Source organism: Nodosilinea sp. FACHB-141 (genome assembly GCF_014696135.1).
Lineage (GTDB): Bacteria > Cyanobacteriota > Cyanobacteriia > Phormidesmidales > Phormidesmidaceae > Nodosilinea.
Map to the genome: position 1 here is coordinate 372,795 of NZ_JACJPP010000013.1, position 13,154 is coordinate 385,948.

Sequence of the window (13,154 nt, forward strand, 5' to 3'; positions counted from 1 at the left end):
GGAAGCAAGCTACACCCCCAACCCCTCTCCTAGAGAGGAGAGGGGAGCCGGAAGCAAACTTCAAAGTCCCTCTCCCAGCTTGGGAGAGGGATTTAGGGCGAGGGCTGGATTACGGCAAGAAAGGCGTGTTTGTGATCTACTGAGGCTAGCGCGTCACCCAATCTATGAGAAACATTAACTTCCAGTCTTGACACTTTACTAGGATGACTTCGCAGCTGGGCTGCTTACCCAAAACTGTGAATTGCCAGCCAAACGCAGGGCGGCTCGCTGCTAGTGAAATCGACCCGGTGACGCCTGTGTGCCGGTATCAGCACATAATCTCCTGGCCCCAGCGCTAAAGAAGCGCCATCCTCGTAAGTGAGGGTGGCGCTTCCCTGTAGCAGGACAACCCACTCATCTTGGCTTTGGTCATACCACTCGTCGGGGGGCGTGGTTTGCCCGGTCGAGAGAATGCGCTCAATCCGTAGACGAGGTGTTTCGAACAGGACGGTAAACAATTCCGCCGCTGGTAGCGGATCGGGCAGCTGAAACAGATTGCCGGATTCTGGCACGGGGGGCATGGCGGACCCGATATGGCCCTAGCTAACCGAACAGCTGTCTTGGTCGCAGGTGACTTTAGACGCCACCGCACTCTCGGGCACCACGGTGAACCCGCCCACGCTAACGCCCTCCACCCCGTACTGCTCTCGCAGTACCTGGTTAAAGCTGGCAATAATTTCTGGCAGCTGCTGCTCTAGCACAGAGCGCACCTGATCGGCCTCGGGGGGTGGGCTGCCAACGGTTTCTACAGGCATAGGTTCAAACAGGTAAGGTATGGACTCATTGTAGGGTGACCAGAAATACCCAACCTCGTTTGCTTCACGGCTCTACATATAGAAGTGAATTTCCTCAGTTTGGCCTCCGCTAGGGCGCTGCGAATCCACCTATGTCTTACTCGTTGGGCACAAAGCTACAGGAGCCATTGGAACTTGTAGCTTGTGGCGATTGGCTGCAAAGCACTTCGTCGGGCGATCGCACATAGACCCACTGCCCCTCCAGCCTCAGCGCTACCTGGTTGGTTTCAGCATTAAACGTCAAAGCAGCCTCGCCCGCAGAACTGATATCGGTATAGCCGCGATAGACCGAATGGCACAGCCCCAGCGATCGACAGCTGAGCAGCATCAGATCGCCGTAGTTGTCATCTAGAGGAAAGGCCACATAAACCGTGCGATAGGTAATGCCCCAGAGGGCAATGTCCTGTTTAGCCTGGGGAGCATAGCCTGCTAACAGGGCCGGCAGCAAAGCCACCAGTAAAAGGACATCTGCGACCAGCAGCCAGACCACTTTTGCTACGCCCCGTGGGGCGCTCTGTTGCCAGTTTAGGTAGAAGCTCAGGAGCAGCAGTAGACAGAGGATCAAGCCGCCTGCAAACCACAAAACAATTACCGGGAGCAGGGTCAGCAGAGCGATCGCAAAAAGTTTGCTGTAGGCCCAAGCTAACCCATGCACCCCAGGCACAGCCCCCCCGACAAAGGGTAAATACCCCAGCCATCCCAGAGCGGCCAAGATGGCCCAACCCAGCAGTAGAGTTCTCCGTCTGGGGCGACGGATGAAGCGCTGACTCTGGGTGGGGGACGCAGGATTTCTCGCGGGCGGTTTATGGCTAGACATGGAGCAGATGGCTAGAAGCTACCCCAGGGTGGCCTAACTTAGGCTCCGCTGTCATCAGCGGGGGAGAATTGCCCAGCAAAAACCCGCGTCTAAAAGTCCTGTGATATTCTCAGGGGAACAGTGACGCGATGCCAGAATTATCCAGTTTTCAGCCTTTTTAACCCTATGACGTTAACTCGACGGTGGTTTAGCCAGGCCTGCCTGGGGGTAGCGACAGCGCTAGTGGCAGTGGCCTGCGGCGGTGGCGGCGATAGCGGCGGCGGTGACGTGGTCAGCGTTGGCTCAAAAGACTTTACCGAGCAGCTAATCATCGGCGAAATGTACGCCTTAGTGCTCGAAGAAAACGGCCTGACTGTCGAGCGCAAGCTCAACCTGGGGGGCACTCCGGTAGCCCAGGCCGCGATCGAGAGCGGCGAAATCGACCTCTACCCCGAGTACACCGGCACCGCGCTACTCACCGTGCTCAAGCAGCCGGTCAGCAGCGACCAGCAAGAGGTTTTCAACACCGTCAAGCAGGCCTACCAGGAGCAATTTAACCTGGTGTGGCTCGACCCCTCGCCGATGAACAACACACAGGCCCTGGCAATGACCGAGGAACGAGCCGAGGCCCTGGGCATTCGCACGATCTCCGACTTCGCCGCCCAGGCCAGCAACCTCACCCTGATTGGGCCACCGGAGTTTGAGGCGCGCGAGGACGGTCTACCCGGTCTGCAAGAGGCCTACGGCGATTTTTCTGTCAAAGAATATAAGGCTGTAGATGCGGGTCTGCGCTACAAGGGGCTGGTGGATGGCGAGGCCGACGTGGCTGTGGCCTTTGGTACCGATGGCGAAATCAGTGCTTTCAACCTAGTGGTGCTCGAAGACGACAAAGGGCTGTTTCCGCCCTACCAGGTGGCACCCATTGTCAGCCAGGCAGCGTTGGATGCGAACCCTGCGATCGCTGAGGCCCTCAATCAGGTTTCGCCCCTACTCAACGATGAGGTCATGCGCCAGCTCAACTACGAGGTCAGCGGCAACCAGCGCGAACCGGCAGAGGTAGCGCGCGAATTTCTGGTCGATGCGGGTCTAGTTTCAGAGTAGCTCCCTAACGAGAAGCCCCCCAAGAAAAGCCATGAGCAACCTCCAGTTTGACGATGTTTCGCTGCGGTTTGCTGGGGGTGCCCGCCCGGCCGTAAACCGGGTGACCTGCCAGGTTAGCTCGGGCGAGATTGTGGTGATCTTGGGGCCTTCGGGCTGCGGCAAAACCACGCTGCTCAAGATGGTCAACCGCCTTTACGAACCCACTGGCGGCAACATCTTTCTAGATGGGACAAATATTCGCCAGCTGAAGGCGACTAAGCTGCGGCAGCAGATCGGCTACGTAATTCAGCAGTCGGGGCTGTTTCCCCACATGACGGTGGCCGACAATGTAGCGGTGGTGCCCAAGCTGCTGGGCTGGCCCAGACCCAAAATTCAGGCCCGCATCGATGAGCTGCTGGACTTGGTAAAGCTATCGCCGGGAGAATTTCGCGATCGCTACCCTGCTCAACTTTCGGGTGGACAACAGCAGCGGGTGGGCATTGCTCGGGCGCTAGCGGGCAACCCCGCCATCATGCTGATGGATGAGCCCTTTGGGGCGATCGATGCGATCACCCGCACGGCGTTGCAGGACGAGATTTTGCGCCTCCAGGGCCAGCTTAAAAAGACGATTCTGTTTGTCTCCCACGATGTGGAAGAGGCCCTACGCCTGGCCGATCGCATCTTGATCATGCGCCTGGGCGAAGTGGTGCAGTTCGACACTCCCTTTAACCTGCTAACTAAACCCGCTGATGAGTTTGTGCACACTCTGCTGGGGGCCGACGACATGGTGCGCCAGCTGGGTCTGCTGCGAGTAAGTTCGGCGATGATGGCGCTGCCGCCCAACTATAGCAACGGCCACAACCCCACCCTCTCCCACCTAGACAGCCTGCGGGATGCGCTGTCGCTGATTCTGAAAACTGGGGCACCGGCCCTCACCGTGCTAGCAGAAGGCAACCCAGTGGGGCTGCTCACCCTCGACCACATTCGCGAGTCGGCGGTGAACGGGCGATGAGCTACCTACTGAGCAACCCCGGCGACGTGCTCACCCTGCTGCTGCAACACCTGCGGATGACGGGAATTGCCCTGGGCATTGCGATCGCCCTATCGGTTCCCCTCGCTCTGCTGGTCTCGCGCCTGCGCTGGCTAGCGGTGCCCGTGCTTGGCGGGCTGGGGGTGCTTTACACCATCCCCAGCCTGGCGCTGATTATCTTTTTGGTGCCACTGTTTGGCCTCAACGCCACCTCGGTGATTGTGGCAATGGTGCTCTACACCCAGGTGATTTTGGTGCGCAACCTGACGGTGGGGCTGGCGGGCATCAACCCGGCGGTGCTAGAGGCGGCGCGGGGCATGGGCATGAGCGTGGCCCAGCGCTGGTGGCGGGTGCAGGTGCCATTGGTGCTGCCAGTGTTTTTAGCCGGGGTGAGAATTGCGGCGATCGTTGCCATTGCGATCGCCACTATTGGGGCCAAGTTCAACGCTGGCGGTCTGGGCAAGCTGCTGTTTGATGGCATCCAAACCAATCGCTACGACAAGATTGTGGCGGGTGCGATCGCGGTAGCAGTTCTAGCACTGGTGATCAACGGGCTGCTGCTGGCCCTAGAGCACTACACCCAACCCCAGCAGCGACTAAAACTTAAGTAAGCAGCAGTTACGGCTTAGCCACCATCCGTATAATCCACCCTGAGAGGGCATTTATATGAAAACTGTCGGCATAATAAGTTGTTGAGTGGAGCCTTACGACACATGTACTATGTCGAAAATAGAACCATCATTTTGCTCAAAACAGTGCGAGGAAACGGAACCTAACCGCTCCTTTAAGGCCTGCGGCCTGTGCGGAAAGCGGTGGGATGGAAATGCTAACGATTTCTACTGCAATACAGCGTGGAAAAATTGCATAAACTGCTCAAATGAAAAGAAAATTTGTGTAGTTTGCGGAGGTAAAATCATCCCGACCTGACGAGGTCGGCATTGCAGCTGCCCAAAAGTCACTCACCAAAACGCTGCTAGCTGCTTGATTGGGTTGCAAAGGTTATCTGCGTTCGGTGAACTTGGTCGTTAAACTTCAAAGCTGTTTACTTAAAAGTAGCTGGAAGGCATTGGAATGAACTCATTGATTCTCCCAATCTGAAATCTAGTTTCAACAAGTGGTCGATAACAACGCGCAGATAACATGCGGTCGTAACTCATAAGCCAAGAAAAATGACACTGTTTGATCCAGCTAGACACTATCCACTCTTGCAGCTCGATTGGGAGCCGAATGCGGTTCAAGAAGCAATTTGTGCGATCGCCCATGAAACCATTACTCAACTGCAAACTGCGCCATTGTTGTCTGGGCACCCGATGGACGATCAAGCATTTGGCAGCGACCTATATTTTGGTAAAGCTGGCGTTCTATGGACAATTCACTATCTGCAAACCGTTGGAGCAATTGACTCAACCATTGATGTAACGACTCATCTCAATGAGTCATTAGAACAAAATCAACAGCGTTATCCCAAGGTCAGTCCCTATCCCGAGCAGTCGTCTTATTTGTTTGGAGAACTGCCACTACTGCTGCTGCAATATAAGTTATCTCCCTCAGAAGACAAAGCTATTCAAATTTTGCAATCGATTCACAAGAATGACTCCCAGCCCGTTCGAGAGCTGATGTGGGGCATGGCCGGGTCGATGCTAGCGGCTTACTTTATGTATCAGTGGACGCAAGAATCAAGATGGCAAGAGGTCTTCAAATTGCAAGCAAGTTTACTGCTACAGGAGTGGCAATCTGTTGGTAAAGTTGGATACCTGTGGACAATCGACTTGTACGGTGGCCAACAACAGTGGTTGGGACCTGTACATGGCTTTGCCAGTAATTTAACGCCATTGCTTGTCGGACAGCCCCTATTAACCAATGAGGAATTTCAAGACATCTCAAATAGAGCGATGATGACTGTAGTTCAAACCGCAGTGACGGAAGATGGCACAGCAAACTGGCCAGCTGTTTACGACAAAGCCCATCCTCATCAAGCTCCAAACTTAGTGCAGTACTGCCATGGAGCACCCGGAATGGTGACGGCTTTGGCAACGCTGCCAAGAGGGGTCTATGAGCAATTTGATCGCATTTTGGAGCAAGGTGGAGAGCTGACTTGGCAAGCGGGTCCATTAAAGAAGGGATCAAATCTGTGTCATGGCACAGGGGGTAATGGCTATGCATTCCTCAAGCTGTTTAACCGAACTGGCAACCAGATGTGGCTCGATCGCGCTAAAGTCTTCGCGATGCATGCAATCGAGCAGTACCACCTGTCGCAACAACTCTATCGACAGCTACGCTATCCGCTCTGGACAGGAGATCTCGGTCTAGCAATATATTTGTGGGACTGCTTGCAAGCACAATCGCAGTTTCCTACGATCGATATTTTCTAGTGCTGTTTTAGTAATCCTATAATTTAAGGAAGCGTACTCCACAATTATTAAGTGCAGCTTGATCAGATCTAGAAAAGTAGCTTTACCTTTCAATTATTGGGTAGTTTAATATGCAGAAACTTCATCAACACTGATAGCTAAACTTGTTATGCATTCGCTGCGTATCTGGTTGTGTGACTAGAAACGTTATCTAGGCAGAACTCACGTAGGACTGCTAAATCCGTAAAGCTAAATTAACCCTAAACCGATCGCACTCCCGGTGGCTGCGCAGCCCGCTGCACCGCGCTCAACCCTACCTCCGCCAGCAGCGCCAGCAGTGCTACTGGCACTGCCCCCACCAGCAAAATCGCCGGGTCATAGGCGGCGAACCCCAGCACAATAAACGCCCCCAACCCGCCCGCCCCCACAAAGGCGGCTAGAGTAGCGCTGGCGATCACCTCCACCGCAGCAGTTTTGATGCCAGCGATCACCACTGGCAGCGCCAAGGGAATTTCGACCGTTTTGAGAATGTCGCGGGGGGGCATTCCCATGCCCGTTGCCGCCTCGCGAATGGCGGGGCTGATATTGCGAAAGGCCACGTCGGTGCTGATCAGAATGGGCGGCATCACCAGCAGCGTCAGGGCCAGCACCGCCGACCAAAAGCTCAGCCCCAGCACGGGCACCGCCAAAAACAGCACCGCCAGGCTGGGTATTACCCGCAGAGCATTAAAGCTATTGAGCATGACCGTAGAGATGAGGCGCGATCGCGCACTCCACAACCCCAGCGGCAGCCCCACCAGTAGCCCAATCGTCAGAGGCACCGCCACCAGCAGCAGGTGCTGTTGCAGAGCGGTAAGGATGCGATCGCTATTATCTAGCGCATATTGGTAGGCGTTTTGCAGCATAGGACAGACCTAGGGCATTACTGCCCCTACCTTACCCCGAGTTTGTGACCAAGAAAGTTTCGCCAAACATCACCCAAGGCGCTGCTCGGTATTGCCGTCGAACCAGTGACTTGACTCGGGCGGCAACGCTAATTGCAGATTTTCCTTGCTCCAGGCGGCATCGGCGGGCAGCAACGCTCGCAGAGTCAGGGTGGGGTCGCCCTGCACCCGCAGACTGACTAGGTCATGCATGCCCAGGTTTTCGACCAGAAATACTTGCCCGCTAACGGTGTGGACATCGCCCTCGCGAGGCAGCCGCAGATGCTCGGGACGAATGCCCATCACCACAGAAGCCGCCTGAATTCCAATCGGTAGCGGTATGGTGAAATCGCCCAGGGCCACACTGTTGCCGGCGCGGCTAAGGGTAACCAGGTTCATCTGAGGGCTGCCGATGAAGCTGGCCACAAACCGATTGGCTGGGGTTTTGTAGATGTCGTGGGGGTGGCCTAGCTGTTGCAGATAGCCATTGTTAAGCACCGCTACTTTAGTAGAAAGGGTCATGGCCTCGGTCTGGTCATGGGTGACGTAGACAATAGGTGATTTTTGGTCAGCAAAAATCTGCTTGAGGTCGGCCCGCACCTGCTCGCGCAGCAGGGCATCTAGGTTACTTAGGGGTTCGTCGAGCAAAAACACGTCCGGGTTGCGCACCAGGGCTCGGGCTAGAGCCACCCGCTGGCGCTGCCCACCCGAGAGTTTTGCAGGCTTGCGATCCAGCAGCGGGTCGAGGCCCAGCACCTCAGAGACTTCCTGCACCCGCTTTTGAATGTCGCCCGCTGGCAGATGGCGCAGCTTGAGCCCCGAAGCCACGTTGTCGCGCACCGTCATGTGAGGATAGAGAGCATAGCTCTGGAAAACCATAGCGATATTGCGATCGCCCGGCGGCAGTCGGCTAACATCGCGATCGCCAATCATCACCCGCCCCTCCGTTGGCTGATCCAACCCCGCAATCAGCCTGAGAATAGTAGATTTACCACAGCCCGACGGCCCCACCAGGGTCAAGAACTCGTTGTCTTCCACCACCAAATTGAGCTGCTTAACCGGCACAATGTCGCGGCTGTAGGCTTTGGCAAGGTTCTGGAGTTCGAGTTTAGCCATGATCGTAGAGGTAGGTGGGTGGGAGGGTGGATGGGTAGATGGGTGGGAGGGTGGATGAGTGGGAGAGTAGGAAGTGGGAGGGTGGATGGGTGGGAGGGTGAGGGGTTGGAGTTTTTAGGCTCGTCTACCCGCCTACTCGCTTACCCGCCTACCCGCCTACCCATCTACCCCTTCACCGACCCCGAGGTCAGGCCTTGCACAATGCGGCGTTGGAAGAACAGCACTAGCAAAACCAGGGGTAGGGTGCCAACCACTGTGGCGGCGGCCAGGGGGCCGTAGGGCACTTCAAACAGCGTGGTGCCGCCGAGCTGGGCGGCGGCGACGGGGATGGTTTTCATGCTCTCACGGGTCATAAAGGTGAGGGCAAACAGGTACTCATTCCAGGCAAAGATGAAGGCCAGAATGCCGGTGGTGACTAGGGCGGGCAGGGTCATGGGTAGCACGATGCGCCAGAGCATTTGCACCGTGTTGTAGCCATCCACGCGGGCCGAGTCTTCCAGGTCTTTGGGCAACTGCTGAAAAAAGCTGCGCATGACCAAAATCGTCAGGGGCAAATTGATGGCGGTGTAGGGAACGATCAGCGCCAGGTAGTTGTTGGCGAGGCCAAAGGCGCGTACCAGTTCGAGCAGGCCCAGGAACAACAGAATGTAGGGAAACAGGGTCACCACCAGCACGAGCGCCAAGATTACTTGCTCTCCTGGAATCCGCAGGCGGGCCAGGGCGTAGGCCGCCGGCGACCCCAACGCCAGGCACAGCACCGTGGAGACGATCGCCACCAGCGCGCTGTTAAACATATAGACGTGGAACTGATTGAGCCGAAACAGGTCCACATAGTGAGCGAAGGTGAGCTGGTCGAACCCCGGCAGGTAGACCACCGGCGTTTGGGTGATGGCCGCATTGGTTTTGAACGAGGTCAGCACCTGCCACAGCACCGGAGCGAGGCTAAAGATGACGGTGAATGCGATCGCTAGCCACAGCAGCACCCGCATCCAGGGAATGCCGCGATCGGGGGTCTGGGGTGGGGCGGTAGTTTGAGAAACGGTGGTCATGGGGAGTGGGTGGGTAGGCGGGTAGGCGGGTGGATGGGTAGGGGGTGGATGGGTAGGGCAAACCAACGGGTCTGCCGCTGGAGGAAATTCACCAGAGTTACTCTGTCTTGGCTCGGAGGCGGGAGATGTAGAGCCAGCTCAGTCCCACTACCGCCACCAGCACCAAAAATGTCACCGTCACGAGGGCGGCCCCGTAGCCAAAGTCCAAATACCGCATGACAGCGGCGTAGATGTAGATCGACACCGTCTCTGTGGCTCCGCCGGGGCCGCCGCCGGTCATCACCTGAATCAGGTCAAAAATGCCAAAGGACTGGGCAAAGCGAAACAGCATGGCAATCACAATCTGCGGCGCAATTAGCGGCAGGGTAATTTGCCGAAAGCTTTGCCAGGGGCTGGCTCCATCCAGAGCGTGGGCCTCATACAGATCCTGGGAAACCGACTGCAGCCCCGCCAGCAGCAAAATCGCCACAAAAGAGGTCGTCTTCCAGACATCGGCAGCAATCACCGCCACCATGGCCCAAAAGGGTTCTCCCAGCCAGTTCACCGGGTTGTCGATCAGATGCAATCGCATCAGCATGTCGTTCCAGACGCCAAACTCGGTATTAAAAATCCAGCGCCAGGCCAGGGCAATTAAGGCGGTGGGCAGCGCCCAGGGCAGAATGGCGATCGTCCGCGCTAGGCCCCGACCGCGAAAGGCCTGATCGAGGGCCAGGGCAATGATCAATCCCAGCCCCAGCTCAAAGAACAGCGTGAACAGGGTAAAAACAACCGTATTCCGCAGACTCTGCCAAAAGCGGCCATCCCCCACCATCAACCCATAGTTGTCTAAGCCGCTAAACACTGGCTCTAGGTTGGTGCTGAGGTTCTCAGTAAAAAAGCCCAGCCAAAAGGCCCGCAAAATCGGAAATGCATAGACCAGCAGCAGCACCAGCAGCGCCGGCAACATTAGCAGCCACCCTGTCCGCCGTTCCCGCTGCCGAATATAGTCCTTAGCCATTAGCCCTCGTCCCCATACTCATTCACCCATCCACCCCCTACCCATCCACCCTTCTACCCCTCTACCCCCAACACCCGCCGACTCTCGCCCGCCGCGGCCCGCATGGCATCTTCGGCCGTCATTTGGTCGCTGATAGCCGCGCTTAGATAGCGTTGCAGAATGTCTGAAACCTGGGCGTATTGACCGACAGGAGGGCGAGGCACCGCCGTTTCTGCCACTTCTAACAGCTGCTCGTAGTGGGGGAACGTCGCCAGCACGTCTGGATCGGTGAACAGGGCGCGGCGGCTAGGCACGTAAGCAAATTCGGTGATGAAATCTTTCATCGGACCAGGGCTGGTGAAAAATTCCACCACCCGCCAGGCTTCCTCAGGGTGGGGAGTGGTCGATGAAATCCCAAAGCCCCAGCCTCCGAGGCAGGCGGCGGGCTGCTGGCCTGCGGCATGCACCATAGGCTTGAGGGCAATTTTACCGGCCACCGGAGTGCCATCGCGGTTGGCCTCAGCCCAGGCGTAGGGCCAGTTGCGCAAAAAGGCCACATTACCGTTCTGAAACTGGCGGAGCGAATCTTCCTCAATGTAGTTGGTCACACCGGGGGGAGAAATGCGTTGGTCAATCAGGCCCTTCATAAACTCCACGGCCTGAACCCCAGCGGGCTGATCTAAGCCCACTTCCAGGGTGGTGGGGTCGATCCAAAAACCGCCGTAGCCAGCGATAATTTCGACAAAGTTGGTGACTAAACCCTCGTACTGCAAGCCTTGCCACGTAAACCCCCAGTCCACGTCGGTCTGAGCTTGGATAGCCTCAGCGGCGGCAATCAAATCGTCAAAGGTCTCGGGCGGTTCGAGCCCAACCTGGTCGAGCAGGTCGGTGCGGTAGTAAAGCATGCCCATATCGGAGCGAAATGGCATGCGGTAGAGGCCACCTTGGTAGAGGCCAGCGGCCACGTCGGCCGGCAAAAAGTCGGACAGATCGGCTTCACTCACACGGTCTGACAGGTCTATTAGCCACCCGGCAGCAGCAAATTTGGGAATCCAAACGACGTCTGAGAAGAGGATGTCGTAGGGCGAGTCACCCAGCAAGAAGGACGTGGTGTAGAGGTTTTCGACGGCATCGGCAGCGTTAGGGCCGCGCACCATCTCAATGCGAATATCGGGGTTTTCGGCCATAAACTGCTCGGCCAAGCCCTGCATTTGGTCGGCTTCCACAGCTCGCAGTAGAAAGGAGATGGTGACCGGCTGCTGTGACCAGACATGGGCACCGACCAGCACCGTAGCGGCGATCGCAACCAACGCCAACAAAAATCGGCTAAGACGCACCCGACCGCGTCTCAGAAAGGAAAACCGGTATTCACGCAAAATTTAAGCCCGGAAATCGAACGTTCCCGGGCTACCCAACTAATATTCCACTGATTCAAAGTCGAAGCTGAAGTTTCGACGGCGGCTAACCCAGGTTCCCTCATAAAACCGGAATGCTAGCGACCCAGCCTCTACCTAGGGAAAGATTTTTCCTTTAGGTATGACCTAAGGCCGCGCCGGACTGGGCTGAGGTGCAGGCTGGAGCGGCGAAGCCGGTTCTTGGGACGGCACAGTCGGCTCACTGGGAAACAGTGGCGAGGTCGGCGATTGGGGCTGGCTGCCGGGTTGACCAAAACCAGGCGGTAGCTGACCCTCGGGAGTCTGCTGAGGAAACCCTTCAGGGAGTTGAGCTGGATCATCACCGGGAGCGGCGTCCTCTGGCCCAAGGGTGGTATCGGCAGGCAGAGTGGCGAGGGCGACGCGATCGCCCCCTACAGCCCGCAGCTCGTCAAGCACCACCACCACATCTTCGTAGCGCGCATCGCGAGCGGCATAGAGCACAATCAGCCCGCCAGGATTGACCTGGTTAAACTGACCCAGCACATCTCTGAGCAGCTCGATAGGCACGGGCTGCTGGTCAAGGTACACCTGGCCAAAGCCATCGATGCTGACGTAGAGGCGATCGGCCCCCTGACCGACCTGTCCGGGCAGGGCTTGCCCCGTTTGGGCCGTAGGCAAGTCCAAGTCGATAGCCTGCTGCCGAGTTAGACCCACCGCCGCCAAAATGAAGAACGTCAGAATGCAGAAAATCACGTCGATCAGCGGCACAATCTCGATGTGCACATCCTTGGAGGGGTGGTCGAGCAGATCTATTTTCATAGCGAGGGGTTCTCCGCAGAGGGCGTAGCATCGAGCACAGAGGAATTGGGCTCAACCAGGGCGTCAGCGGGCACCGGTACCGGCACCGGCATGGGCGACATCCCGTGGAGCTGAGCCCAGCTCTGTCGGTAGAGCAGCTCTAGCTCGCTACCCGCTTGGCGAAACATTTTAGCCTGGCCAAACACAAACCCCTGAAACAATCGATAAAAGGCCAGGGCAGTAATAGCAATAATCAGGCCCGTAGCGGTGCTAATCAGCGCCTCGCTGATACCCAACGAGGTGCCCGCCGTAGCATCGCCACTGCCCAGGTCGGTAATTTGAATGGAACTCAGGGAGTTGATCAGACCCAACACCGTGCCCAACAGACCCAGCAAAGGGGCCAGGGTGGCGACCGCCTCAAGAATTTTTTCGCCCCGGCTCATGGCCGTCAGCTCTTCGTTGGCCGAGGTTTCTAAGGCCAGACGAAACACCTCTGGATCGGGGGATTGCAGTTTGAGAGGGGCCGACAAGAACCGCCCCATGGGCAGTGCCGCCGAGCGGTAGGCAATGTCGGCGGCGGCCGACCAATCGCGACGGGCGGCCTCTAGCACCCGCCCAGACACCTCGCGCTCGCGGGTCAAAATGCGCGACCAAAACCAGATGCGCTCCAAAATGGTGCCCACAGCCAAGATTGAAAGTAGGAGCAGCGGCCACATGGCAAGGCCGCCACGGGCAAATAGCTCAGGTATGTTCACTCAAGATCCTCCTGTCACCACCGGGCCGGGCTGTCAAACGAGACAGAGCGACCCTTTTCCGGCAAAGCATA

14 protein-coding genes are annotated in these 13,154 nt (G+C 57.1%); 4 read left to right on the plus strand and 10 right to left on the minus strand.

The window, feature by feature from the left end; all coding sequences use genetic code 11:
* Positions 1–224: 224 nt before the first annotated feature.
* The 3 genes from H6F59_RS15455 to H6F59_RS15465 all read right to left on the minus strand — a co-directional run bounded on the left by H6F59_RS15455 (position 225) and on the right by H6F59_RS15465 (position 1,650).
* Entirely contained in the window at positions 225–560 is a 336-nt protein-coding gene (locus H6F59_RS15455; protein WP_190701752.1) for a cupin domain-containing protein, read from the minus strand.
* A gap of 18 nt (positions 561–578) precedes the next feature.
* Positions 579–794, minus strand: a complete 216-nt coding sequence (locus H6F59_RS15460; RefSeq protein WP_190701755.1) for a hypothetical protein — start codon at positions 792–794, stop codon at positions 579–581.
* 136 nt (positions 795–930) lie between these two features.
* Positions 931–1,650 carry a hypothetical protein gene (locus H6F59_RS15465; protein WP_190701757.1) on the minus strand — a complete coding sequence of 240 codons (720 nt, stop codon included), beginning with the start codon at positions 1,648–1,650 and terminating at the stop codon, positions 931–933.
* 165 nt (positions 1,651–1,815) lie between these two features.
* Here H6F59_RS15465 and H6F59_RS15470 point away from each other — a divergent pair, with 165 nt between their 5' ends.
* The 4 genes from H6F59_RS15470 to H6F59_RS15485 all read left to right on the plus strand — a co-directional run bounded on the left by H6F59_RS15470 (position 1,816) and on the right by H6F59_RS15485 (position 6,111).
* Positions 1,816–2,730 (plus strand): glycine betaine ABC transporter substrate-binding protein, encoded by a 915-nt coding sequence (locus tag H6F59_RS15470; protein ID WP_190701762.1) that lies wholly within the window; start codon positions 1,816–1,818, stop codon positions 2,728–2,730.
* Between the two features lie 31 nt (positions 2,731–2,761).
* Complete coding sequence (locus H6F59_RS15475) at positions 2,762–3,721, plus strand: ABC transporter ATP-binding protein (RefSeq protein WP_190701765.1); 960 nt, start codon at positions 2,762–2,764, stop codon at positions 3,719–3,721.
* A complete protein-coding gene (locus H6F59_RS15480) occupies positions 3,718–4,350 on the plus strand; it encodes an ABC transporter permease (protein ID WP_190701768.1) in 633 nt (210 codons plus the stop codon). Before H6F59_RS15475 ends, H6F59_RS15480 begins: the two co-directional genes overlap by 4 nt.
* A gap of 558 nt (positions 4,351–4,908) precedes the next feature.
* On the plus strand, positions 4,909–6,111 hold the full coding sequence (locus H6F59_RS15485; RefSeq protein ID WP_190701771.1) for a LanC-like protein: 1,203 nt from the start codon (positions 4,909–4,911) through the stop codon (positions 6,109–6,111).
* Positions 6,112–6,350: 239 nt separating this feature from the next.
* On the opposite strand, the gene H6F59_RS15490 is transcribed toward H6F59_RS15485, so the two are convergent.
* The 7 genes from H6F59_RS15490 to H6F59_RS15520 all read right to left on the minus strand — a co-directional run bounded on the left by H6F59_RS15490 (position 6,351) and on the right by H6F59_RS15520 (position 13,083).
* Positions 6,351–6,995, minus strand: a complete 645-nt coding sequence (locus tag H6F59_RS15490) for an ABC transporter permease (protein ID WP_190701775.1) — start codon at positions 6,993–6,995, stop codon at positions 6,351–6,353.
* Positions 6,996–7,064: 69 nt separating this feature from the next.
* Entirely contained in the window at positions 7,065–8,129 is a 1,065-nt protein-coding gene (locus H6F59_RS15495) for an ABC transporter ATP-binding protein (RefSeq protein WP_190701778.1), read from the minus strand.
* Positions 8,130–8,293: 164 nt separating this feature from the next.
* Complete coding sequence (locus H6F59_RS15500) at positions 8,294–9,178, minus strand: carbohydrate ABC transporter permease (RefSeq protein WP_190701781.1); 885 nt, start codon at positions 9,176–9,178, stop codon at positions 8,294–8,296.
* 97 nt (positions 9,179–9,275) lie between these two features.
* The gene (locus tag H6F59_RS15505; protein ID WP_190701784.1) at positions 9,276–10,175 is read right to left on the minus strand and encodes a carbohydrate ABC transporter permease; all 900 of its coding nucleotides are present in this window, start codon (positions 10,173–10,175) and stop codon (positions 9,276–9,278) included.
* Positions 10,176–10,228: 53 nt separating this feature from the next.
* On the minus strand, positions 10,229–11,530 hold the full coding sequence (locus H6F59_RS15510; RefSeq protein WP_242021490.1) for an ABC transporter substrate-binding protein: 1,302 nt from the start codon (positions 11,528–11,530) through the stop codon (positions 10,229–10,231).
* 165 nt (positions 11,531–11,695) lie between these two features.
* Positions 11,696–12,349 (minus strand): biopolymer transporter ExbD, encoded by a 654-nt coding sequence (locus H6F59_RS15515; RefSeq protein ID WP_190701788.1) that lies wholly within the window; start codon positions 12,347–12,349, stop codon positions 11,696–11,698.
* Positions 12,346–13,083 (minus strand): MotA/TolQ/ExbB proton channel family protein, encoded by a 738-nt coding sequence (locus H6F59_RS15520; protein ID WP_190701791.1) that lies wholly within the window; start codon positions 13,081–13,083, stop codon positions 12,346–12,348. Before H6F59_RS15520 ends, H6F59_RS15515 begins: the two co-directional genes overlap by 4 nt.
* Positions 13,084–13,154: the final 71 nt, after the last annotated feature.

Coding starts and splice junctions, on each gene's coding strand:
- H6F59_RS15465 (WP_190701757.1), bottom strand. CDS start 1,650: ATGTCTAGCCATAAACCGCCCGCGAGAAATCCTGCGTCCCCCACCCAG.
- H6F59_RS15515 (WP_190701788.1), bottom strand. CDS start 12,349: ATGAAAATAGATCTGCTCGACCACCCCTCCAAGGATGTGCACATCGAG.
- H6F59_RS15505 (WP_190701784.1), bottom strand. CDS start 10,175: ATGGCTAAGGACTATATTCGGCAGCGGGAACGGCGGACAGGGTGGCTG.
- H6F59_RS15455 (WP_190701752.1), bottom strand. CDS start 560: ATGCCCCCCGTGCCAGAATCCGGCAATCTGTTTCAGCTGCCCGATCCG.
- H6F59_RS15490 (WP_190701775.1), bottom strand. CDS start 6,995: ATGCTGCAAAACGCCTACCAATATGCGCTAGATAATAGCGATCGCATC.
- H6F59_RS15460 (WP_190701755.1), bottom strand. CDS start 794: ATGCCTGTAGAAACCGTTGGCAGCCCACCCCCCGAGGCCGATCAGGTG.
- H6F59_RS15500 (WP_190701781.1), bottom strand. CDS start 9,178: ATGACCACCGTTTCTCAAACTACCGCCCCACCCCAGACCCCCGATCGC.
- H6F59_RS15475 (WP_190701765.1), top strand. CDS start 2,762: ATGAGCAACCTCCAGTTTGACGATGTTTCGCTGCGGTTTGCTGGGGGT.
- H6F59_RS15480 (WP_190701768.1), top strand. CDS start 3,718: ATGAGCTACCTACTGAGCAACCCCGGCGACGTGCTCACCCTGCTGCTG.
- H6F59_RS15485 (WP_190701771.1), top strand. CDS start 4,909: ATGACACTGTTTGATCCAGCTAGACACTATCCACTCTTGCAGCTCGAT.
- H6F59_RS15470 (WP_190701762.1), top strand. CDS start 1,816: ATGACGTTAACTCGACGGTGGTTTAGCCAGGCCTGCCTGGGGGTAGCG.
- H6F59_RS15495 (WP_190701778.1), bottom strand. CDS start 8,129: ATGGCTAAACTCGAACTCCAGAACCTTGCCAAAGCCTACAGCCGCGAC.